17 protein-coding genes and 1 riboswitch are annotated in these 20,406 nt (G+C 49.1%); of the genes, 5 read left to right on the forward strand and 12 right to left on the reverse strand.

Features of this window, described 5'->3' with window-relative positions:
* Both B2751_RS00120 and B2751_RS00125 read right to left on the reverse strand, forming a co-directional pair.
* Positions 1 to 835: hypothetical protein (locus B2751_RS00120; protein WP_290771924.1), on the reverse strand; the 835-nt coding region annotated here is incomplete at its 3' end.
* A complete protein-coding gene (locus B2751_RS00125; RefSeq protein ID WP_290771928.1) occupies positions 832 to 2,094 on the reverse strand; it encodes a hypothetical protein in 1,263 nt (420 codons plus the stop codon). The genes B2751_RS00125 and B2751_RS00120, both read right to left, overlap by 4 nt.
* Positions 2,095 to 2,248: 154 nt before the next feature.
* On the opposite strand from B2751_RS00125, the gene B2751_RS00130 reads away from it, so the two are divergent.
* Positions 2,249 to 3,067, forward strand: a complete 819-nt coding sequence (locus B2751_RS00130) for an alpha/beta fold hydrolase (protein WP_290771931.1) — start codon at positions 2,249 to 2,251, stop codon at positions 3,065 to 3,067.
* A gap of 71 nt (positions 3,068 to 3,138) precedes the next feature.
* Here the strand turns inward: B2751_RS00130 and B2751_RS00135 are convergent, their stop codons facing one another.
* From B2751_RS00135 to B2751_RS00180, 10 genes are all read right to left on the reverse strand, one after another.
* On the reverse strand, positions 3,139 to 4,170 hold the full coding sequence (locus tag B2751_RS00135; protein ID WP_290771934.1) for an NAD(P)/FAD-dependent oxidoreductase: 1,032 nt from the start codon (positions 4,168 to 4,170) through the stop codon (positions 3,139 to 3,141).
* Between the two features lie 55 nt (positions 4,171 to 4,225).
* A complete protein-coding gene (locus B2751_RS00140) occupies positions 4,226 to 4,948 on the reverse strand; it encodes an energy-coupling factor transporter transmembrane component T family protein (protein WP_290771937.1) in 723 nt (240 codons plus the stop codon).
* Positions 4,920 to 5,153 (reverse strand): hypothetical protein, encoded by a 234-nt coding sequence (locus B2751_RS00145; RefSeq protein WP_290771940.1) that lies wholly within the window; start codon positions 5,151 to 5,153, stop codon positions 4,920 to 4,922. Before B2751_RS00145 ends, B2751_RS00140 begins: the two co-directional genes overlap by 29 nt.
* The gene (locus B2751_RS00150; protein WP_290771943.1) at positions 5,110 to 6,441 is read right to left on the reverse strand and encodes an ABC transporter ATP-binding protein; all 1,332 of its coding nucleotides are present in this window, start codon (positions 6,439 to 6,441) and stop codon (positions 5,110 to 5,112) included. Before B2751_RS00150 ends, B2751_RS00145 begins: the two co-directional genes overlap by 44 nt.
* On the reverse strand, positions 6,438 to 7,010 hold the full coding sequence (locus B2751_RS00155) for an ECF transporter S component (protein ID WP_035407914.1): 573 nt from the start codon (positions 7,008 to 7,010) through the stop codon (positions 6,438 to 6,440). The genes B2751_RS00150 and B2751_RS00155 overlap by 4 nt, the downstream gene beginning before the upstream one ends.
* A gap of 100 nt (positions 7,011 to 7,110) precedes the next feature.
* A riboswitch (TPP riboswitch) is annotated at positions 7,111 to 7,210 on the reverse strand.
* Positions 7,211 to 7,306: 96 nt separating this feature from the next.
* On the reverse strand, positions 7,307 to 7,978 hold the full coding sequence (locus tag B2751_RS00160) for a 50S ribosomal protein L25/general stress protein Ctc (protein WP_214728666.1): 672 nt from the start codon (positions 7,976 to 7,978) through the stop codon (positions 7,307 to 7,309).
* A 291-nt stretch (positions 7,979 to 8,269) separates the two neighbouring features.
* Positions 8,270 to 9,820: a GNAT family N-acetyltransferase gene (locus B2751_RS00165; protein ID WP_290771950.1), complete on the reverse strand. Its 1,551-nt coding sequence runs from the start codon at positions 9,818 to 9,820 to the stop codon at positions 8,270 to 8,272.
* A gap of 13 nt (positions 9,821 to 9,833) precedes the next feature.
* Positions 9,834 to 10,364 (reverse strand): glycerol-3-phosphate acyltransferase, encoded by a 531-nt coding sequence (locus B2751_RS00170; RefSeq protein ID WP_290771953.1) that lies wholly within the window; start codon positions 10,362 to 10,364, stop codon positions 9,834 to 9,836.
* Positions 10,361 to 12,967 (reverse strand): DEAD/DEAH box helicase, encoded by a 2,607-nt coding sequence (locus B2751_RS00175; protein WP_290771957.1) that lies wholly within the window; start codon positions 12,965 to 12,967, stop codon positions 10,361 to 10,363. Before B2751_RS00175 ends, B2751_RS00170 begins: the two co-directional genes overlap by 4 nt.
* A 30-nt stretch (positions 12,968 to 12,997) precedes the next feature.
* Positions 12,998 to 14,038: a tyrosine-type recombinase/integrase gene (locus tag B2751_RS00180; RefSeq protein WP_290771958.1), complete on the reverse strand. Its 1,041-nt coding sequence runs from the start codon at positions 14,036 to 14,038 to the stop codon at positions 12,998 to 13,000.
* A 429-nt stretch (positions 14,039 to 14,467) separates the two neighbouring features.
* On the opposite strand from B2751_RS00180, the gene B2751_RS00185 reads away from it, so the two are divergent.
* From B2751_RS00185 to B2751_RS00200, 4 genes are all read left to right on the forward strand, one after another.
* Positions 14,468 to 14,869: a CoA-binding protein gene (locus B2751_RS00185; protein WP_023468336.1), complete on the forward strand. Its 402-nt coding sequence runs from the start codon at positions 14,468 to 14,470 to the stop codon at positions 14,867 to 14,869.
* 178 nt (positions 14,870 to 15,047) lie between these two features.
* On the forward strand, positions 15,048 to 17,018 hold the full coding sequence (gene parE, locus B2751_RS00190; RefSeq protein ID WP_035407952.1) for a DNA topoisomerase IV subunit B: 1,971 nt from the start codon (positions 15,048 to 15,050) through the stop codon (positions 17,016 to 17,018).
* Positions 17,011 to 19,416 carry a DNA topoisomerase IV subunit A gene (gene parC, locus B2751_RS00195; RefSeq protein WP_035407954.1) on the forward strand — a complete coding sequence of 802 codons (2,406 nt, stop codon included), beginning with the start codon at positions 17,011 to 17,013 and terminating at the stop codon, positions 19,414 to 19,416. The genes parE and parC overlap by 8 nt, the downstream gene beginning before the upstream one ends.
* A gap of 297 nt (positions 19,417 to 19,713) precedes the next feature.
* Positions 19,714 to 20,184 (forward strand): NUDIX domain-containing protein, encoded by a 471-nt coding sequence (locus tag B2751_RS00200; protein WP_230088538.1) that lies wholly within the window; start codon positions 19,714 to 19,716, stop codon positions 20,182 to 20,184.
* Positions 20,185 to 20,406: the final 222 nt, after the last annotated feature.

Here is a 20,406-nt window from a genome sequence, read left to right on the forward strand (position 1 = left end):
TCGTATGTCGAATCGATAATTCATAGCGGAATTCGCGTCCGTTATTCTCGGTTGCGATGAGCGTTCCGTAATGTTCCGGTGTGCCGTCTCCCGGAATGAATCGGACCTTTCCCGGTTGTTTCATCGAATGGATCGGACGTTCGGCATGACGTCCACCGTATAACTCAGGCATGCGCACCACGACGTCATAAGTCGAATCGAATTGTTGATTGTAGACGAGATAGAGTTTGACGTCACGTGTAAAAGGTGTCAGCGAATGCGTGTACGTGAAGAGCGTCGTCCGTGTATCTTTTTTCGTGACATCCGTCGCGTCAATGACAAGGTAACCGGAGCCTGGGAGCTCTAATGTTCGAGCGGAGTTCTCTGCAATCTTTTCATCGGGGATGAACCAATCGTCTTTTTTTAGTACAGCAGGCTTCATGCTAAAGTCCTGTCGTTGTGGAGTCAGAGCTGTCTTCTTGAAGACATCGTCTTTCTTTGCTAGCGGATAATATCCACTTTTTAATGGCGTTTCGCAATATAAGTAAGTCTTCTTTCCAGATTGAACGTAACGAACGGTTTGACCTGCATAGTCATCGAATGGCTTCGCCATCATGATGGAATAGATTCCGCCGACCGAGTAATCTTTGGGTGCATCGCTCACTTTCGATGCGCACGTTTTTTGTATGACGATTCGTTCCTTCGCTGACAATGTTCGTGAACCCTGATCACTAAACTGTCCACCATCATATAGTTGCGACAAGTAATCCCATTTGAAATTCGGCGCATCACTTTGACAACCGCTTAACGCGAGCGTCGCTCCAAGTGTGAGTCCGATCCAGTACCGTTTGTTCATTGATTGAGCACCTCACTAAGTGCTTCACTTGTCGTACCCGACAGCTTCGCACCGTTCTTTGATCCTGGTTTAACGACATAGATTTCAAGTTTTTTGGCACGTTTTCGTTCGAATAGCTCGAACATTTGGCTTTTGCCTTCACGTATCAAGGTCAATTTTTTTTTGTGCAGTTTTTTACCTTGTGGCTCTATCACTTCGGTCTCTTTTAATTCCTGAGCGATTTTTTTCGCTAGTTGATCCGGTATTGCCGAGATGAACTTATAATCACTATCAACGAGCTGTTTCGGTGATTGGTGGATAAATCCGACATAACCGGATTGTTTGATATTGATAAAAGCATATTTGTAATTGGAAGGTTTTTTATATGACTTATTAAGACGCATATAAATTGGTGTTTCCTGGACAACTTTATCTTTTTCTAGTTTTTGAACGGTTGCAAAGTGAATCGTTTGATCAGGTGAGAGGACATTAGGTAATTTCTTGCGATTAATGCGGTAGGATTGCCCTTGAACATATTCTTGAATGACTGAAGAGTTTCCATCGCGCGTTCCTCTTACTGTGAGGTCTATTATTGCGGATTGGATTCCATTCTTTGGACTATAGCGGAAAGAGACATTCAGTTCGGATCCGGACAACGACTCGGTCGCTTCGAAGAATGTGCGTTCTTTTCCGTTTTCCTCTCCAAAAATAATGAATTGTCCTTCTGGTGGTAAGGACAATTGATACGATGGGAAAAGGTAACGACCAAGTCCTTTCGTGTCTTTACTTTCTTCATTTTCTTGTTTTTGTTGATCCGTCACTTCTTTTGGGACAGGCTTAAAGCGAACGTCTGTCGATTTAGCTTTAAGCGGTTGGTTCGACCAATCGACGAATGGGTAATCACTGCGCTTGATTTGGTGGATCGCATAATCCGCGTGGCGAATCGGCTGACACGCCAGATAGTCCTTTTTTTCGTCTGACAGGAAACGGACGTGTTGGAACTCGCGCCCCTGGACACTCGGAGGCAGGAAGTATAAATCAAATCCTTCGTGTTGCACATATCGATCAGGCAAGCGCATCATGTCAGGTTTTTGCTGACAAGCCTTCAACAAAGCCGCCGTTTGTTTTTTCGGGAGATCCGGTATCTCTTGACCATCAAAGGTAGTCGAGATACCGCCCCAGTAATTAGCATCATATGTAAGATCTAAGTATTGTTCTTTTCCGCATCCGGCAAGAAGAACTGCTCCTGCGAGAATACCAGTATGTATATAGCGTCTCATGAAAAACCTCCTTCATCCTAATGACTATATTTTACCATAATTTCAATAATAGACAGAATTTTCTATAACACTTTAACATCAAGATGTTTGACATCTCTTGACTCGGGAATAATAGATGCATGCACGGTCAATCTATTACTATGGGGGTTTTAAGATGGGTACATTTATTCAAGCAGTTGATGGCACGAAGATTTACGTCGAGGACGTCGGATCGGGTCAACCGGTCGTCTTTTTACACGGCTGGCCGGCAAACAACAACATGTTCGAGTATCAAAAAAATCTGCTCGTCGAAGAAGGATACCGTTACGTCGGGATCGATTATCGCGGTTATGGTAAATCAGATGCGCCGGCAACGGGATACGATTACAAGACGATGGCGTCCGACGTTAACGAAGTCATCGAACAGCTGAAATTAACGAATGTCGTGTTGCTCGGCTTCTCGATGGGAGGAGGGATCGCCTTATCCTATCTCTTGCACTACGGGGACTCAAAAGTCAGCAAGCTCGTTCTCGCAGGAGCTGCGGCACCAGTCTTTACACAGCGAGATGGTTATCCATACGGAATGACGAAAGAAGAAGTCGATGGATTGATTGCCGACACGAAACAAGATCGTCCGTCGATGCTTAAAGGATTCGGGGAAATCTTCTTTGCGAAAGAACATCCAGAACCACTTCAACAATGGTTCCACGGACTTAGTATCGCCGCTTCGTCCCACGGTACGATTCAGTCAGCAGTCGCCTTGCGTGATGAAGACTTACGTGGAAAACTCGGAGACATCAAAGTTGATACGTTAATCATCCACGGTAAAAAAGACCAAGTTTGTCCGTTCGAGTTCGCGGAAGAAATGCAAAAGGAAATCCCACATGCGCGACTCGAAGTTTTCGAAGAGAGTGGACACGGCATGTTGCTTGATGAACAAGAGAAATTCAACGAAACGCTACTCTCGTACGTCAAAGGAAATCAAACCGTCTAATCCAACAAGCCATGGACACCCGTCCATGGCTTGTTTTTGTGTACAAAAAAAGTGTGCGCCGGCGCACACTTTTAAGGACGATACTTCCGCATGAACCGTTGATCGATCCAGCGCTTCAGGTACCAACCAAGTCGATTAGTTGAGTACGATTTACCATACAGGGAAACCGAATGACGTGGTCCCATCGATAAAATCGTCAAATAGTTCGTTTGCGGACGATACGTTTGCAGTGCCTCTTCCTGGACGTAGTGCAAGAGGTTTGCTAGTAAGACCGGTGCTTGCCGGACAGCTGTGACGCCGTTCTTTGGAATATCGGGATAAGCGACGAGGGTCGCCGCGTCACCCGCAGCAAACAGACTTGGATGATCGAGCGCTTGCAACTGCTCATTGACAAGTAGGAATCCGTCTTCCGTATAGAGCTTACTGTCCGCAAACAATGCCGGAGCTTTCGCACCCGTCAAGCGGATAAGCGCATCCGACTCGATTGGCGGGTGATGTGAAAAGAGGAGAGGAGACGCCTCGTTCAGTGGCCGTTCTCGAATCCAATAAACATCGAGTTCTTGTAAGCGTCGTGTAATGGCTTCCGCTGCTGGATGTCCTGAAAGTAACTCTGGATCCGTGATCAATGTGATCGGTACACCCGCCGCTTTCAAGGACGCCGCCATCTCGACGGCAGCTGCTCCGCTCCCAATCACGACCGGACGCTTTGCTAGTTGCAGTCGCTTTAATGTATCCGGTAACCGGTAGTTCGGTTTAATCGATAATCGCGCCATATCTTCCGGCCAGTCGAATGAGCCGATATTCGTTGAGACGACGTCATAGGTGTAACGTCTGCCGGATGCACCGAAGACGACCTTTTCAACAGGGTCGACTTTGATGACGGTCTCCTTGATGAATGGTTTATCATAGGCACGACATAAGGCGGCGACGTCAATACGCATCTCATCCATGTCGTATGTTCCATCAGCAAGCCCAGAGTACATGCCCGAGTAATATTGGTACGTCGAGGCGTTCAGGACCAGCCACTCGACGTCTTGTGTTGGTCCGTGTGTAATGCAATGCAGGTGAGCGTGACCTGCACCAATCAAGAGGATACGTTTCATGTCGTTCTCCTTCAATCTGTCTTGCTAGAGTGTACCCGGATACGGGTGGCGGTAATCATAGCCAAAAGACAAGACTGATGAATAGGAGGATGACCACGAGATAAATAATATCCTGACGCTGAACGACCGGTACCTCGTAATACGTTCGCTCTGCTGAAAAGTGACGGGCTTCGAGAGCAATCGCCATCCGTTCTGCCCGCTGGATCGACCGTGAGAAGAGCGGTAAGCCAATTGAAAGAAATCCATCACCAGGAAAGCGACTGTGCACATTGCGAATCATCCGGACTTGTCGCAAAACGCGGACTTCTTCGACCAGTTGCGGCAGAAAGCGAATCCCGGCAAGGAACCCGTAAGCAAAGCGGGGTGATAACTTCGCCTGATGGATCAAGCTCATTACGAAACGGGTCGCGTCGGTCGTCGTGACGAAAGCGAGGCTCAGGCAGACGAACGTTGCCATACGTAAGGCAAGTAACCAGCCGTGCGCGACGCTTTCCAACGTGACATGAAACCAACCAAACGACCAAAGAGTATTCGTTCCTTTGCCGAAAGCCGCCATCATCCAGAACGTCAATAAGAATAATAGACTATACGGCGCAAGTCGCTTCAAGAAATCAAAAGGACCCCATCCGGAGAGGAGTAGCAGTGCGATAGCAAAACTCAGGAATACTAACGTTTTGACCCAGTCATTCGTTGCAATCAAGGCAAACATGATCAAAAACAATCCGCTTCCCTTAATGACGGGATTGAGTTTAGCGAACGGGGACACGTTCGTTTGCATCACGTTTCACCTCCTGGAATTGGTACGAAATTGGACGTTGTAGCTGACAGCGCTCGAGTAATGGAACGTCAGCGAATAACTCGCTTGGGCGACCGTCAAAAGCAATCCGTCCTTGCTCCATGACGAGGACGCGATCCGCATACCGGGCGACGAGCTCCATATCATGCGTCGCCATGACGAGTGTCGTACCGTTCTGTTGTTCCATCTGTAACTGTTCCATTAAGCGTCGTNNCATCTTGTCCGAAGGTCGGTTCATCGAGCAACAATAAGTCTTTCGTTTGTCCGAGCATCGTTGCGACGCTGAGCCGTCGTTGTTGTCCCGTACTAAGAGCAAGTGGTGACTGCTGTTTGACAGATGTCAGTTCCAGCCGTTCGAGCAACGCCGCGCGTTTAACGTTCGTCGCTGCCCGGTGGCTCCAGTCGATTTCCGCTTCGACCGTCAGCTTAAGAAACTGCAGATCCGGTTGTTGAAAGACATAGCCAACGTGCTCATAAAAGCGACGCTGGGAGTAACGATGAACCGGACGCCCCTGGAGCTGATACGTTCCACGATTGGGAAGCAACCGCCCGAGTGTCGCAAGCAATGTACTTTTACCGGATCCATTTGCCCCAAGCAGCATCACCCATTCTCCTGTCTGCAGGGAAAATGTCGCATCGGTCAGCGGATATGGTGCTTTCGTCGATAATGCAGCGACGTGTAACAAAGAGCGACCAGCTGTAGCGACGGGGGAAGGCACATGAAGTCGCGCCGCTTGCGGTCCATCTATGGGTAACGTCTCTAACGTATACGGATATAAAGAGGGAACGGCAATGCCTTTCGTTTGAAGCTCTTTGTAATCCTGCGGGAACAGATCCCGTGGATCTGCTGTCGCAGTAATCGATCCGTCCTCAAGCAAGACGACCTGGTCGACGTACGACAAACAGACATCGAGTTGGTGTTCGATCAAGACGATCGTTAAATCGTGTTCTTTTTGAATCCGAAAAATCAACGCCATCAGCTCATGTTGTCCGATTGGATCAATCTGAGCCGTTGGTTCATCGAGTAATAAGATCGTCGGCTCAAGTGCTAGGACCGCTGCGAGTGCGAGACGCTGTTTCATTCCTCCGGATAGACTCGCGATCGGTGTCGAGAAGGGGAGGGGGAGACCGACGAGTGCGAGTAAGCGTTCAATTCGTTCATCCATCTCCACGCGCGGAATCGAGCGATTTTCTAAACTAAAAGCGATTTCGCGTCCGATCGTCTCCATGCAGAACTGTTCTTCTGGATTTTGAAACAAGATTCCGACCGAACCGGACCGGGTAACGGTACCAGTCTGTTCGACTTCAATCGTTTCCGGTGTCAGTCCGGCAAGGGCATGAAGTAATGTCGTCTTGCCACTCCCACTTCGTCCGAGCAGAAGGGTCGTCCCTTGCTCAATCGTCAGCGATACATGATTGAGCACCGATTTCATCTGACCGGGATAGCGGATGCTGAGGTCGTCGACAGTAATCATGCGATTTCTCGTTTCGCACGTCCTGCTGCAAACCCGTTCAAGACACCAGTCGCAACAAGGCGACGGACGAGAATGGCTGCAAGCAAGCCACCGAGTAATGCACCACTGATCAATTGTAAGCCAGTTGTCGCAAGCAACGTCGTCGTTGTGTAGTAACCGAATCCGTTCGCGATTAGACTATAAACGATGCTACCAATCGCGGCTCCGACACCCGATAACATCAAGGTCCATGTGTCATAACGACGGTAACGCGTCATCGCGAAGACGAGTTCCGCACCAAGTCCTTGGCAGACTCCGATCAGAAGAGCGGATAAACCAAAATGACTACCTGTGAACAGTTCGACGGCTGCCGCGACGACTTCCGCAATTAAAGCGGCACCTGGCTTTTGAATGATTGCTGCGACGAGCGGACTCGCAATGATCCAGATGCCAAACATCCAGTTGGCACCGACAGGACCGAAGATCGCTGAGATCGGTAACCAGAGTGTTGACCAACCAAGATAGATGACGCCGCAAGCGACGGCGAGCATCATCATGACCATGATTTCTTTCATTTTCCAGTGTTGCATTAGATACGTCCTCCTTTGAATGGGGGAGACGCCAAAAAAGACCGCCCTCCGTAAAAAAGAGAGCGGTCCTCAGAAAAACTGCGCGCAGCAGGAGTCATTGGATGTGATCGCTCCACTTTCCTACGCTAGTATGAACTAGATCAGGTTCGAAGGGTCCGAAGTGAATCGTCTCAGCCAATTGGGCTCCCCTAGTGGATATGGTAATAGGTGATACGCTGTTCACTTTAGGCAATCCAGCGTCTGTTGTCAAGACACAAAAAAAACGATACGCCGCAAAGGGCGTATCGTTAAACGACTTATTTATTGTCTTCGTTCTCTTCAGCTGTTTCTTCTGAAGACGCTTCTGTTGCTTCCGCTTCGTTGTCTTCGCCAGCTTCTGCTTGTGCCTCTGCTTCCTCGATTTCTTCAAGATCCTGCTCGAGTGTCGATTCGACGACAGCTGCGACTTGAATATCGCCTTCTGTAACGATGCGGAAATCTTTTTGTTCTGGAAGATCGGCTACAGAAATCGAATCGCCGATTTCGAGGTTCGTGACGTCGACTTCGACGTTCTCTGGTAATTTATCTGGTGTAGCGGCGACTGTTACTTTAAAGAGTGTTTGTGATAGGAAGCCACCAACTTTTGCACCGGCTGCTTCGCCAACAAGTACAACGTCTGCTTCGACTTCTGTTTCTTCATCCATTTTCACGGCGATGAATTCAACGTGATCGACTGTTGGTGTGAAGACATCCATATCACGGCGATTGATCAAGACGTTAATATTTTTACCGTCGAGTTTGAGTGAAATCAAGACGTTTTCACCGTTTTCTCGGACGATTTTAAGCAATTCTTTTTCTTCAAATGCGATTGGTGTACTTTCCACTTTGTAACCATACACGACGCCAAGAGCTTTTCCTTCATGACGCAATTGTTTACGGAGTGAGCGTGGACGTACCTCGCGTTTTTCGGCTGTTAAATTAACTGACATGTTCATTTCCCCCTTGAATTTGGTATAGCCCTCAAAAGGTAATGAATGTAGGAGCAGGACGAATCCTGAACAATATGAATCATGCTAAGACAATCGGTTTCAGACTCTCATGAATCTGACGCTTTCGTGACTTTGCATTTCTCTCCCAGGTCATTACGCTGATATTGAGAAACATGTGTGAGTAAGTCACCGGTTTGATGCGGTGCTAATGAGTTTATACCCCTATGTTTTAAATCCATAAACCTCTTTTTTTATCTTTTTGAAGTCGAAAGACCTCCAAACCGCTTGAAATCAAGGGTTGAGAGGTCTTTCGTTTTTTTCATTCTTTATGGTGATTCGTTGATTTTCACGAACTAAAACACGAACGAGACGTTCAATTTGCCGCATCGTCGTTTGTCCCATCGTCGAAATTTGTAGCCACTGATTGTAAACGAGATAGTCGCTTTCGTACTGGACGTGATACCCCTGAATGCGCAGAGCGTCGCCTAAATCAGTTGCGGACGGATGAACGATCGTCAGTATTCCCGGCGCTTGTGCTTCTTGTTGTGCGAGCAGTTGGAATCCAGTTGCGCGGACGGCTTGTTCGAGATAGGTCATCTTGATTGCTGCTTGATTAAGATCGAGGGCATCAAGCGCTGCCTGACAGGCAAGCAACAGGTTCGACGAGCCGGAAAAGGCAACCCCTTCCGCGTAGAGTCCTAAATCCAGATAGCGGGGAATACAGAGAGAAGGTAGGACGCGATCTGCGTGACCAATGAACGCAAGACCCGGTAAACCACCAATCGCTTTCCCGGAAACAGTCGTGACGAAAGTGCAGCCATCGTATGAGAAATGTCCGGTTCCAACAGCGCTGATCGCATCGACGACGAGTGCGGTTCGTTGATCTAACAGCACTTTTACTGCATCAAGATCATAGAGAACACCCGTTGACGTCTCACAATGCGTCAACCAGATCCAGTTGTATGCCGTTTGCCTCAATTGATGAGCGAGTTGCTTCAAGTCAATCGGGTGACCGGGGGGAAGCGTATGGACATCAAAGGACTTGCCGGCACGTGCCGCGTGATCAATCAAGCGTTGACCGAACTCGCCGCCGTTCAGGATCAATCCATGTCCAGTGAGTTGTTGCGCGACAATATCATTGGCGAGCGTACCGCTGCCGACGGCCATCGAGACATGTGGCAAATCCAGCAACTGACACATTCGGTTACGTAAATCTTGATCGAGCTGACGCATCGAGACCGTCCGATGTGGACGCGGTGCTTGTTGTGCCGCTTGACGGACCGTCGGCGCAACCTCGACCGGACCGGCTAGAAAATGCAGGGGACGTAAGACATCCGCGATGACGGATCGTTCGTATGTTGCGCGCGACAACAACATCGGTACAAACTGGGCGTCACCACTACCAAGCGTCGCTGCAATCGGTGTGAAACCGAACCGCGCGTATAGTTTTGCTTCCCGCGTCGTACCACTGATATAGACATGATCAATCGTCTCCCGCTCGAGGTAGACCATTAAAAAGCGCATCAATTGCATGAACGTACGACTATTGCGGTATTCGGGACGAACGCTAAGTAAGCGGATTTCCGCTGGGTCCGTCAGTGTCTCTTCTAGCGTCACGCCCTTTTCCTCAAGCGAAAAGGGACGATGCTTTCGAATGGCGATCATCGCGACGAGTCGATCGTCCTCCTTACCGATCAAGTAAGTGTTCTGATCATGGAATCGATCAATTCGTTTCCGTTCGATGTTCGGTTGATGTTGCGGAATCTCTTCTGTAAAGGTGAGGTAGTTCAATTCATGGATTGCTTCCGCGTCGTCCGCAGTTGCAATGGAAAAGTCGATCATGGAGACGTCCTCCTTATGTAATGGCTGGCTTGTGGAGTGCATCATGAGCCCACAGGACAAGTAGACTTACGGCAACGGTACACAAGATATTGACTGACCCTGCGTCTAAGAAGACGGGTAGTAACGGAAGTAAAACGACCGGAATAAGGCCCGCTTTGACACTATCTTTCGTTACGAGATAAGACAAACCGAGTATGCCTAATCCGGCAAGATATGCCCATGGCGTGATAGCGAAGACGATTCCGGAAAATACAGCGTACCCTTTACCGCCGCGTCGTGGGTGAAACAACGGAAACAAGTGACCGATGAGCACGGCGAGGGCGACCGGATAAAACGTGTCAGTGATCTGCAACGCAAAGACTGTCTTCGCGGCATCAAACAGATAAACGAATAAAAAAGCCGGAAGCCCACCGGCACGATGGGCATTGCGGGCACCGATGTTTCCGGAACCGACCTGTGCCAAATCGGTACGACTAATGTACTTAAAGAGCGTACCACCTAAAATGCTACCGATGAGATAACCAAGCAGGAGATCAAGGATCACCGTTGTTCCTCCTTTGTCGTTACGAGATGAACGAGTTCCTTGACGGTCAAGGCGTCACTGTCTGGAGCCGTCAGGACGGCATCGACCATTTTGGCTTTTCGATCTTGTAATTCCGTCATCTTCTCTTCGATCGTTCCGCGTGTCAGCAATTTGATGACCGTCACGTCAGACTGTTGTCCAAGCCGATGGGCGCGATCGGCTGCCTGTTGTTCGACGGCCGGATTCCACCAGCTGTCAAACAGGATGACGGTATCAGCGGAGGCGAGGTTGAGTCCCGTTCCGCCAGCTTTCAGCGAAATCAAGAAGAGATCGACTTCACCGTCATTGAACCGGTCGCATAACGCGACCCGGTCTTCGAGCGGTGTCTCACCCGTCAATAGGAAGTGGGGGAGGTGACGTTGCGCGAGATCCGAACGAATGCGCTCGAGCATTTGCGTATACTGTGAGAAGATCAAGATCCGTTTTCCGACTGCTCGTTTTTCTGCAATCAGTGAGAGTAGACGCGTTCGTTTCGTTGCTTCCCCTGTGTACCCCTCGACGAATAATCCCGGATCGTTGCAAATTTGCCGCAACCGCGTTAAGCCCGCCAGTAACTTCAAACGATCTTCACGTTTCGTTTCGTCTAAATGCTGCAGCGTCTCGAGTTGCAATTTGGCGAGATACGACGCATATAACCGTTTTTGATTCGGTCCGAGCTCGACATAATGATGCTCGATCTGCTTCTTTGGTAAATCCTGTAAGACATCTTTTTTCTCACGCCGTAATAAAAATGGTTGAATGAATTGTTGCATGTCATCAAACGACCATTTCTCAAACGTCGCTAAATCCGGCAGTAATTCCGGAAACAAGACATGGAAGATCGACCAGATATCGCGCGGCCGATTCTCAAGTGGTGTTCCTGTCAAGGCGAACCGGCGTTTTGCTTGCAGATGTCGCAGTTGACTGACTGTTTGTGACTGCGGATTCTTCAAGTGCTGTGCTTCATCAAAGAAAACGACGTCATATACAGGATGGCGACGGACGTCGGTCCGAAGCGTCGTATAGGAGACGATCGTCACTGTGTTTTCAGCCAAGTACTCCAGTTCGGAAAGTCGGCTAGTTTGAGAACCCGTCACGACATGAACCGGTCGACCGGGTAAAAAGCGCTTCAGTTCCGCCTCCCAGTTGCGGAGCAGTGATGCTGGTGCGACGATCAGTGCACGACTATCCGAAATCGTTGCTATATAACCAATCGCTTGAATTGTCTTTCCAAGCCCCATCTCATCGGCCAAGATGCCGTGACATCGGTGCGCGTCCAAATTCTTTAGAAATTGAATGCCCGTCCGTTGATACGGATAGAGTTGTGACTCTAATGAATTCGGCAAGTCGAGCCGGAATCCTTGTCCGGATTTCAATTCGAACCATTTCTCGAGCAAATCGGCATGGAGATGCAGGATGGAGGCACCGATCAGATGCTTCATGTTCCGGACGGCAGGTAAGACGAGTCGTCCGTCGCGTAAGTCACGTTCACTCGCTTCCATCTGGGCGAGAACCCGTTGCAACTGCTGAAAGGCCCGTGCCTCTAAAGATACGAACTGTCCGGATTTCAAGCGGTGATAGCGTTTTTGTAAGATGAGCGACTTCAGGACACGTTTCAGCTCGTCTTCCGGAATTCCGTCCATCGAAAAGTTGAAGACAAGCCAGTCGAGGCGGTCTGTCACGTCGACTTCGATCCGCGGATGAAAGGGTCCTTTTGGTAACGTCGTTCGGATGGCTTGCGTTGCAAATAACTCCAGTTGACCGAGCGCAACCCGTTCGTCAAGCAGACTCCGCAAAAAAGCATACTGCGCGGCATCACTGGTGATGACATAGTGCGAATTCGATGGTGTCGCTTGGAATTCACGTAAATAGCGTAAGACACTTTGCTCCGTTACTTGATCCCGTCCAGCATAAATCGTCTCGTCGAGTGGATTCAGCTGAATCCCTTGATAATCAAACGACACGCGGACTTCAACTTTCTGAGCCGTTCGATCGAGATGGAGCTTAGCGATCGGTGTACCGGAAACGATCCGTTCCTGTAAATCAGGACTGAACGAAACATCCGCAACCCGCTGCAAATACTCTGTCTGTCCAAGCAAACGATCGAAGTAGGGCAGGGACAGTTGATGCTGCTGTTTATCCGTCAATCGTTTGAGCGTCACGACGGGTCCAGTCAGTTCGAAATGAATCGNNATACGATCAGGTGTGAGACTGCGTAAATAGTTGCGCGCGCCTGCGTCGTCGACTTGAATTGCCGTAAAAGGGCGGATTTGCGGCGAGAGCGGTGTTGGTGTGCCGTGTGCCTGCACATGATGCATCGCCAGTAAAACAGCGACGATATGTCCACAAAATGACTTATCCATCGCAAGCGACGGACAGTTACAGCCAGCGTCGACGCCGTGCGCCTTGACGCGGACCGTCACCGTGAATCGTTCCTCACCGTCTACGCTCGCTTCAATTAGCTCGTCACCCATCCGGTAATTGTGTAACGTGACCTTTCGGGCAGCGACATACTTCTTTCCCCGTCGAAAGGCATAGGCATCAGACATCTGTTTGATTTTACGTTCACTGAGCCCGTAATTCATGAGATCCCTCCTTTAGTTAACATAATAATATTATCGTTCACCATCAAACAAATCGACGGCGCGTTTTTTCTCCGAATCACCGATATGGGCATAGACCTGCGTCGTTGCTACGGATTCGTGACCGAGTAACTGCTGGATCGTCAGGACATCGACCCCGCTGGTCGCAAGTCGTGTCGCAAACGTATGCCGCAGTTTATGTGGCGTAATTTTTTTGCGCTCTAAAAAGGGGAGGACTGGCTTCAGCCGTTCCGTGTGCCGCTGCAAAATATGCTGGACTGCCCGTGGGCTGAGTGGTTTCCCGTGTTTTTGGAAGACAGGTACGGCGCCGCTCGTTGGCATCTGATAATGGATCGCGTATTTGCGTAAGGCAATTCGTGCTGGTTTCGCAAGTGGAATCAATCGTTCTTTATTGCCTTTCCCGATGACGCGGAGCGTATTTTCGTGGAAATCGACATCGTTCCAGACGAGTTGCGTCATCTCACTTAAACGCATCCCGCTATAGCCAAGTAATTGGAATAACGTCACGTCGCGGACACGATCCCGTTCATAATGCGACGCTTCACGGGTATTCATCTCAACGTTTGATGGTAATAATTGAATCAATTCGTTCCATTCGCGTTTCGTCAGATAAACCGGTTCCCGTTTCGCTTGTTTCGGTCGATTGACTTTGGCGACCGGGTTTTCCGACAACTGACCGGTATCGACCAAATAACGAAACAGTGACTGTAACGCTGATAACTTCCGGTTGATGACGCTCGGTGCATTTTGTTTCGTTAAGGCAAGGTATTCGGCGTAGGCTTCGATTCCTGCTGCATCGATCTCGACGAATGCTTCAAGCGGAATATCTCGCGCTGTTACCTCTTCACCTGACGCCGCAGCGACGAATTGGAAGAACGCTTCATAGTCATAGACGTACCGACGCATCGTTGCTAATGAGAAATGTTTGGCTGCTAACTGATCTAAATAGGACTGAATGAAGCGTGGCATCCGCTCATAACCGGGAATCGCTGGTGCTGTAGCCGAAACGGTCGTTTTATGTATTGTTTTTCCTAGGTTTTTAAATAAACTCATCCGACAATCACCCCTCTAGTAGTAGTATACCAAACGTTGATACGTCAGGCACTTGTTTGCGTGAAATAGTTATTTCACGCAATGTTAAATTGTCAGACAGGGAGCGCTCAGTTGCATCGACAAGGTGCTAGACGGGTCGTCGGTCAACTCGATGCACGTGAGAATTTAACCTATTTTTAGAGGTTTAAGGGTTGTAAAGTCTCTTTGATAACAATAATAGTATTATGTCACCTAAACCACTAAAAAAGAATGAATAGTCAATTTCGCTCTCAGTTGCATCGAGAAGACGTCTGATGGGTAATTGGTCGATTCATTTGATTTCAAGACGCTTTCTGAAAAACGTCGAAAACGTGCTCGATTTCGCATACTTCATCTTGGTTCGGGTATAGAGTGTTAGGTAAGAGTTATTTTCATAAGGGGGAGTTCTAAATGATTACCGATCAACAAGCACGTCAGTATTTGAAGGACGCGAAACGCATTGCGGTCGTCGGTGTCTCAAGTGATTCTGGGAAGACGGCGAACTGGATTGCGGACTACTTGGTTCAACACGGGTACGAAGTCATTCCGGTCAATCCGACGTTAAATGAGTGGAACGGTCAAAAAGTCTATCCAAGTGTTGCAAGCATTCCAGGACACATCGATATCGTTGACGTTTTTCGTCGGTCTGAGTTTTTGGCGGATGTCGCGAAAGATGCTGTCGCTCACGGTGACGTCGGGATGATCTGGAATCAACTTGGTCTCTCAAGTGTCGAAGCAGAGAGCCTGGCGCTCGGCGCTGGCATTCCATATATTGAGAATCGTTGCATCAAAATCGAGCATCAATACCTGTAAGTCATCGCACGACTTTAGGCATCTTCACCCGTTCGTGAAGGTGTCTTTTTTCATGCCCATTACAGGTTATGCTTGTCAGGAAGCAAGAAGATGCCTACAATTAGAGACAGACTACTTGAAATAACGAACGAACGTTTGTAAAAACGACGTCGTAATTTCGAATTTTGAGGTGAATTGAATGGCGACAGACTTAAATAACTACAATGATGATGCCATACAGGTGCTCGAAGGACTCGAAGCAGTCCGGAAGCGCCCAGGTATGTATATCGGTTCTACCGATCACCGTGGACTTCACCATCTCGTCTACGAGATCGTTGATAACGCGATCGATGAAGCACTTGCAGGATTCGGGGAACAAATTGATGTCACGATCCATAAAGATAATGCGATCACGGTCCGTGACCATGGACGTGGGATGCCGACGGGGATGCATGCATCGGGAAAACCGACTGCTGAAGTCATCTTCACGGTCCTTCACGCCGGTGGTAAGTTCGGTCAAGGTGGATATAAGACGTCCGGTGGCTTACACGGCGTCGGGGCGTCGGTCGTTAACGCCTTATCAACGGATTTGAAAGTAACGATCTTCCGTGACGGGAAACAATATGAGCAAACGTTTGAAAACGGCGGGATTCCGAAGACGACGTTGCTTGAAACGGGTACGACGCGTCAAAAAGGAACGAGCGTCTACTTTAAACCAGATGGCTCGATCTTCAGTACGTTGACATACAACTACGATACGCTTGCGGAACGCTTACGCGAATCAGCCTTCTTGCTAAAAGGTCTGAAGATTACGTTGACGGACGAACGGTCCGACAAACAGGATATCTTCCAGTACCAAGACGGTGTCAGCGAATTCGTTCAGTACTTGAACGATGATAAAGATACGCTTCATCCGACAGTTGCATTCGAAGGAACGGAAAACGAGATCGAAGTCGATATCGCCTTCCAGTTCACGGATGCATACTCGGAAAACGTCCTTTCGTTCGTCAACAACGTCCGGACACGCGACGGCGGCACACATGAAGTCGGGGCAAAAACAGCAATGACACGGGTCATGAATGAATATGCCCGGAAAAACACGCTTTTGAAGGAAAAGGATAAGAACCTTGACGGAAATGATATCCGCGAAGGGTTGACGATGATCGTCTCGATCCGGATCCCGGAAGAATTCCTCCAGTTTGAAGGACAAACGAAGTCGAAACTCGGCTCACCGGAAGCGCGGACGAGCTGTGACGCTGTCATCAGTCGTCGTCTCTCGACGTACTTGGAAGAGAATCCACAAACGGCGACGCTGTTGATCAAAAAAGCAATTCGCGCTGCGCAAGCCCGGGAAGCGGCACGGAAAGCGCGCGAAGAAGCACGAAACGGGAAAAAGAAAAAACGTTCGAGCATCTTGAACGGAAAACTGACACCTGCGGCTTCAAAAAACGCGGACAAGAATGAATTGTTCCTCGTTGAGGGTGATTCTGCCGGTGGTTCTGCGAAACAAGGACGAAACCGGACGTTCCAAGCAATCCTTCCACTTCGTGGGAAGGTCTTGAACACAGAGAAAGCGAAACTTGCCGATATCATGAAGAATGAAGAGATCAACACAATCATTCACGCGATTGGCGGCGGTGTCGGAGCTGATTTCGACTTGTCAGATTGTAATTTCGACAAAGTCATCATCATGACCGATGCCGATACCGATGGCGCGCATATCCAAGTCTTGCTGTTGACGTTCTTCTTCCGCTACATGCGCCCATTGATTGACGCTGGGAAGGTCTTCGTTGCTTTACCACCGCTCTACCGCGTCTCAAAAGGAAAAGGCAAATCGGAGAAGTTCGAATACGTCTGGGACGAAGAGACACTTAAGAAAACGACGAAGAAGTTCGGTAAAGGTTATATGATCCAGCGTTACAAAGGACTTGGGGAGATGAACGCACCGCAACTCTGGGAAACCACGATGGATCCCGAGACACGGACGTTGATTCGGGTTACGATCGACGATGCTGCCGTAGCGGAAAAACGCGTCTCTGTCCTGATGGGAGATAACGTCGGACACCGCCGGACGTGGATTGAGGACAATGTCGCCTTCGGTCTCGCAGAAGACCTCTCGATCATCGAGAATGAGCACGTGACGAAAGAGAGTGTGAACGAACATGTCTAATCTACAAAACATCCTGAACCTGTCGCTCGAGCAAGTCGTCGGCGACCGGTTTGGTCGTTATTCGAAATATATCATTCAAGATCGTGCCTTACCGGATGCCCGTGATGGTCTGAAACCAGTACAACGTCGGATCTTGTATGCGATGCATACGGAAGGAAACCTGTTCGACCGTGCTTACCGAAAATCGGCGAAGACAGTCGGCGTCGTCATCGGTAACTACCACCCGCATGGTGACTCATCGGTCTATGAAGCAATGGTCCGCTTGAGCCAAGAGTGGAAGCTCCGTTACCCGTTGATCGATATGCAAGGAAACAATGGATCAATCGACGGCGATAGTGCGGCAGCGATGCGGTATACAGAAGCCCGTCTGTCGAAAGTCTCAAGCCTCATTCTTGACGGAATCAACAAACAGACCGTTGATTACACGCTCAACTTCGATGATACGACGGAAGAACCGCTTGTCTTACCATCACTACTGCCGAACTTGCTGATGAACGGTTCGACGGGGATTTCCGCCGGTTACGCAACCGAGATTCCACCGCACCACGCGGGGGAAGTCCTTGATGCTGCGATCGGTCGGATTTCCGGTACGGTTCAGAACGTCGATGACTTATTGACGCACATGCAAGGCCCTGATTTCCCAACTGGTGGTGTCGTCCAAGGTCTTGACGGCATCAAAAAGGCGTTCGAGACAGGACGTGGGAAAGTTATCATCCGTTCGCGTTCAACGATTGAGACATTGCGGGGCGGTCGCCAGCAAATCGTTATCACTGAGCTCCCGTATGAGGTCAATAAAGCGAACCTCGTCAAACGGATGGAAGAACTCCGTCTTGATAAAAAGGTTGAAGGTGTCGCCGAAGTCCGTGATGAGACTGATCGTGACGGCTTACGGGTCGTCATCGAGTTGAAAAAGGAAGCGGACGCGGAAGGTGTCTTACACTTCTACCTTAAACAAACTGATTTACAAATCGCTTATAACTACAACATGGTCGCGATCCACGAGCGGACACCGCGGCAAATGGGCGTCTTGACGCTCCTCGATGCGTATCTCGCACACGTCAAGGAAGTCGTCATCCGTCGGACAGCGTTTGATCTTGAGCAAGCGAAACGCCGCCAGGAAGTCGTCTCCGCCTTGATGACAGCGATCTCTGTCCTCGATGAGACACTTGCCTTGATCCGTTCTGCATCGAATAAAGCAGATGCGAAGGACAAGCTGATTGCGCGGTTCAACTTCACGGACCGTCAAGCGGAAGCCGTCGTCATGCTTCAACTCTACCGGTTAACGAATACCGATATCGTCGAGTTGCAGGAAGAAGCGGCGAAACTCGAGAAGGAGATCGCTCGTCTTGAGAAGATCCTCAACGATGAAAAGACACGTAATCGTCTCATCATCAAGGAATTGACGGTCTTGAAAGAACAAGTCGCGGACAAACGTCGCTCGACGATCGAAGCGGAAGTAGAAGAACTGAAGCTGAAGACGGAAGTCATGATCGCTGTCGAGGAAACGATGGTCTTCCTGTCGAAGAACGGTTACGTCAAACGTTCATCACTCCGTTCATTCGGTGCCTCGAACGACTTACCGGACTTGAAGGAACAGGATCGTCCGTTGCTCCAAGGGCAAGCGATGACGACCGATCACTTGATTGTCTGGACCGTTCGCGGAAACTACTTGCTGATTCCGGTCCACCAATTGCCGGATACGAAATGGAAAGATGGCGGTCAACACGTCGCGAACCTCGTCCCTCTCGAACCGGGTGACCGGGTTCTTTCAGCGGATCTCGTCCGCTCGTTCGATGAAGCCCATCACTGCTTGTTCGTTACCCGTCAAGGGATGGTCAAACGCTCGAAACTGAGTGATTACAATGCACAGCGGAAGTCAAAACCACTCCAAGGCGTCCGTCTGAAGGCAGACGACGAAGTCTTGTACGCTCAGGTCTCGACGGGTCAAACGGACCTGTTCCTTGCGACACAGAACGGTTTCGGGCTCTGGTTCACGGAAGATGACGTCCCGGTCGTCGGTGTCCGGGCTGCCGGTGTCAAGGCGATCAACCTGAAGGATCAGGACGTCGTCGCGGGTGCGATCGGCTTCAAGGAAGCGCCGCAGATCGTTCTTTTGACGCAACGGGGTGCCTTGAAGAAGATGCGTCTCGCGGATCAGTTCCAAGTCTCGAGCCGTGCGCTCCGTGGCTTACAGTTACTGCGTGATTTGAAGTCCAAGCCACACCGGGTCGCAGCATTGATCGATGTCACGCAAGCAAAGGAATTGGTCCTTAGCGGGAAAGAGCAGGAGAAAACGATCCAAATCGGTTCGTTATCGTTCCTCGACCGCTTGTCGAACGGTTCATTTGCCTATGATGAAGAGAAATTCGGTCCATTGCTCGACTGGTATACACGATGAGATAAGGCTCCTCCGGATAACGGGGGAGCTTTTTTAGATTTAGCAGGGCAGGAGAGGGAATTTTGAGACGAATGCTCGGAATTTTGAGATTTATCGCTAGAAATATCGTTTACAAATTGAAACACTGACCAATAACAGCTACAATAGAAGAAATAGTCAGGTCACGATTCGTCACGAACAAGCGTCGGGTCACGCGTCTCCGCAGCTTTGCTTATAGCGTCAATTGATCAAGCAGCTACGGGACCGTCCCTTTAGCTGCTTGTTGTGCAATCTGCCGACCTTGGAGAGGTGATGAAGATGAAATTCAGACGTCGCGAAAAAGTAGCAATCTATATCACTCGGGAAAAACCTAACGGATGGGAACTACTTGTTTTTCATCCACAATCGGCTCCTGAGAGTGATTGGCAGATTCCTGCAGGTACGATCGAAGATGCTGAAATCGCAAAAGAAGCGGCTGTCCGTGAGACGCTTGAGGAAAGTGGTCTCTCGTTAGCATCCGTCCAGTACATCGGCGAAGAAGAGATGCGTTATCCGGAGCGAATGCGAGTGCATTACACGTATTTCTATCATGCGCACATTGAATGCCAAGAGAACCGCTGGACGCATTGTGTTGCTGGTGACGGTCAGGATTGCGGTGATTTCTTTGATTTTGCGTGGTTGCCGCTTGAACGGATCACGCAACTCGAACGCCGCCATCATATATTCTTGGATCGTTTGATTCATCGATTGGAACGGACACGTCCGTATGATTGTCGAAAACACGGTTAATCCCGTGTTTTTTTTGTTTTGTCTCACTATCTTAAGTTTACCTTGATTATGAGACAAATTCTTATAACTATTGATAATATATGTTATGTTAACTTAAATAAAAAAATGATATTTTAGTCAGATTCATTTATCCTCCCTGCCATTTAAAAATCGGTCTATCGTCCTGTTGGTCTTCCTCCTTATTCTTTGTTACTCTAATAACAGTAACACTGCAAATGTTAC

Source organism: Exiguobacterium sp. UBA6282 (assembly GCF_002440475.1).
GTDB lineage: Bacteria > Bacillota > Bacilli > Exiguobacteriales > Exiguobacteriaceae > Exiguobacterium_A.

What these genes read in the sequence shown, in the direction of transcription:
- parC (WP_035407954.1), top strand. Translation starts at nt 17,011, where the DNA reads ATGTCTAATCTACAAAACATCCTGAACCTGTCGCTCGAGCAAGTCGTC.
- B2751_RS00200 (WP_230088538.1), top strand. Translation starts at nt 19,714, where the DNA reads ATGAAATTCAGACGTCGCGAAAAAGTAGCAATCTATATCACTCGGGAA.
- B2751_RS00165 (WP_290771950.1), bottom strand. Translation starts at nt 9,820, where the DNA reads ATGATCGACTTTTCCATTGCAACTGCGGACGACGCGGAAGCAATCCAT.
- B2751_RS00185 (WP_023468336.1), top strand. Translation starts at nt 14,468, where the DNA reads ATGATTACCGATCAACAAGCACGTCAGTATTTGAAGGACGCGAAACGC.
- B2751_RS00155 (WP_035407914.1), bottom strand. Translation starts at nt 7,010, where the DNA reads ATGCAACACTGGAAAATGAAAGAAATCATGGTCATGATGATGCTCGCC.
- B2751_RS00160 (WP_214728666.1), bottom strand. Translation starts at nt 7,978, where the DNA reads ATGTCAGTTAATTTAACAGCCGAAAAACGCGAGGTACGTCCACGCTCA.
- B2751_RS00140 (WP_290771937.1), bottom strand. Translation starts at nt 4,948, where the DNA reads ATGCAAACGAACGTGTCCCCGTTCGCTAAACTCAATCCCGTCATTAAG.
- B2751_RS00180 (WP_290771958.1), bottom strand. Translation starts at nt 14,038, where the DNA reads ATGAGTTTATTTAAAAACCTAGGAAAAACAATACATAAAACGACCGTT.
- B2751_RS00145 (WP_290771940.1), bottom strand. Translation starts at nt 5,153, where the DNA reads ATGGAACAACAGAACGGTACGACACTCGTCATGGCGACGCATGATATG.
- B2751_RS00130 (WP_290771931.1), top strand. Translation starts at nt 2,249, where the DNA reads ATGGGTACATTTATTCAAGCAGTTGATGGCACGAAGATTTACGTCGAG.
- B2751_RS00135 (WP_290771934.1), bottom strand. Translation starts at nt 4,170, where the DNA reads ATGAAACGTATCCTCTTGATTGGTGCAGGTCACGCTCACCTGCATTGC.
- parE (WP_035407952.1), top strand. Translation starts at nt 15,048, where the DNA reads ATGGCGACAGACTTAAATAACTACAATGATGATGCCATACAGGTGCTC.
- B2751_RS00125 (WP_290771928.1), bottom strand. Translation starts at nt 2,094, where the DNA reads ATGAGACGCTATATACATACTGGTATTCTCGCAGGAGCAGTTCTTCTT.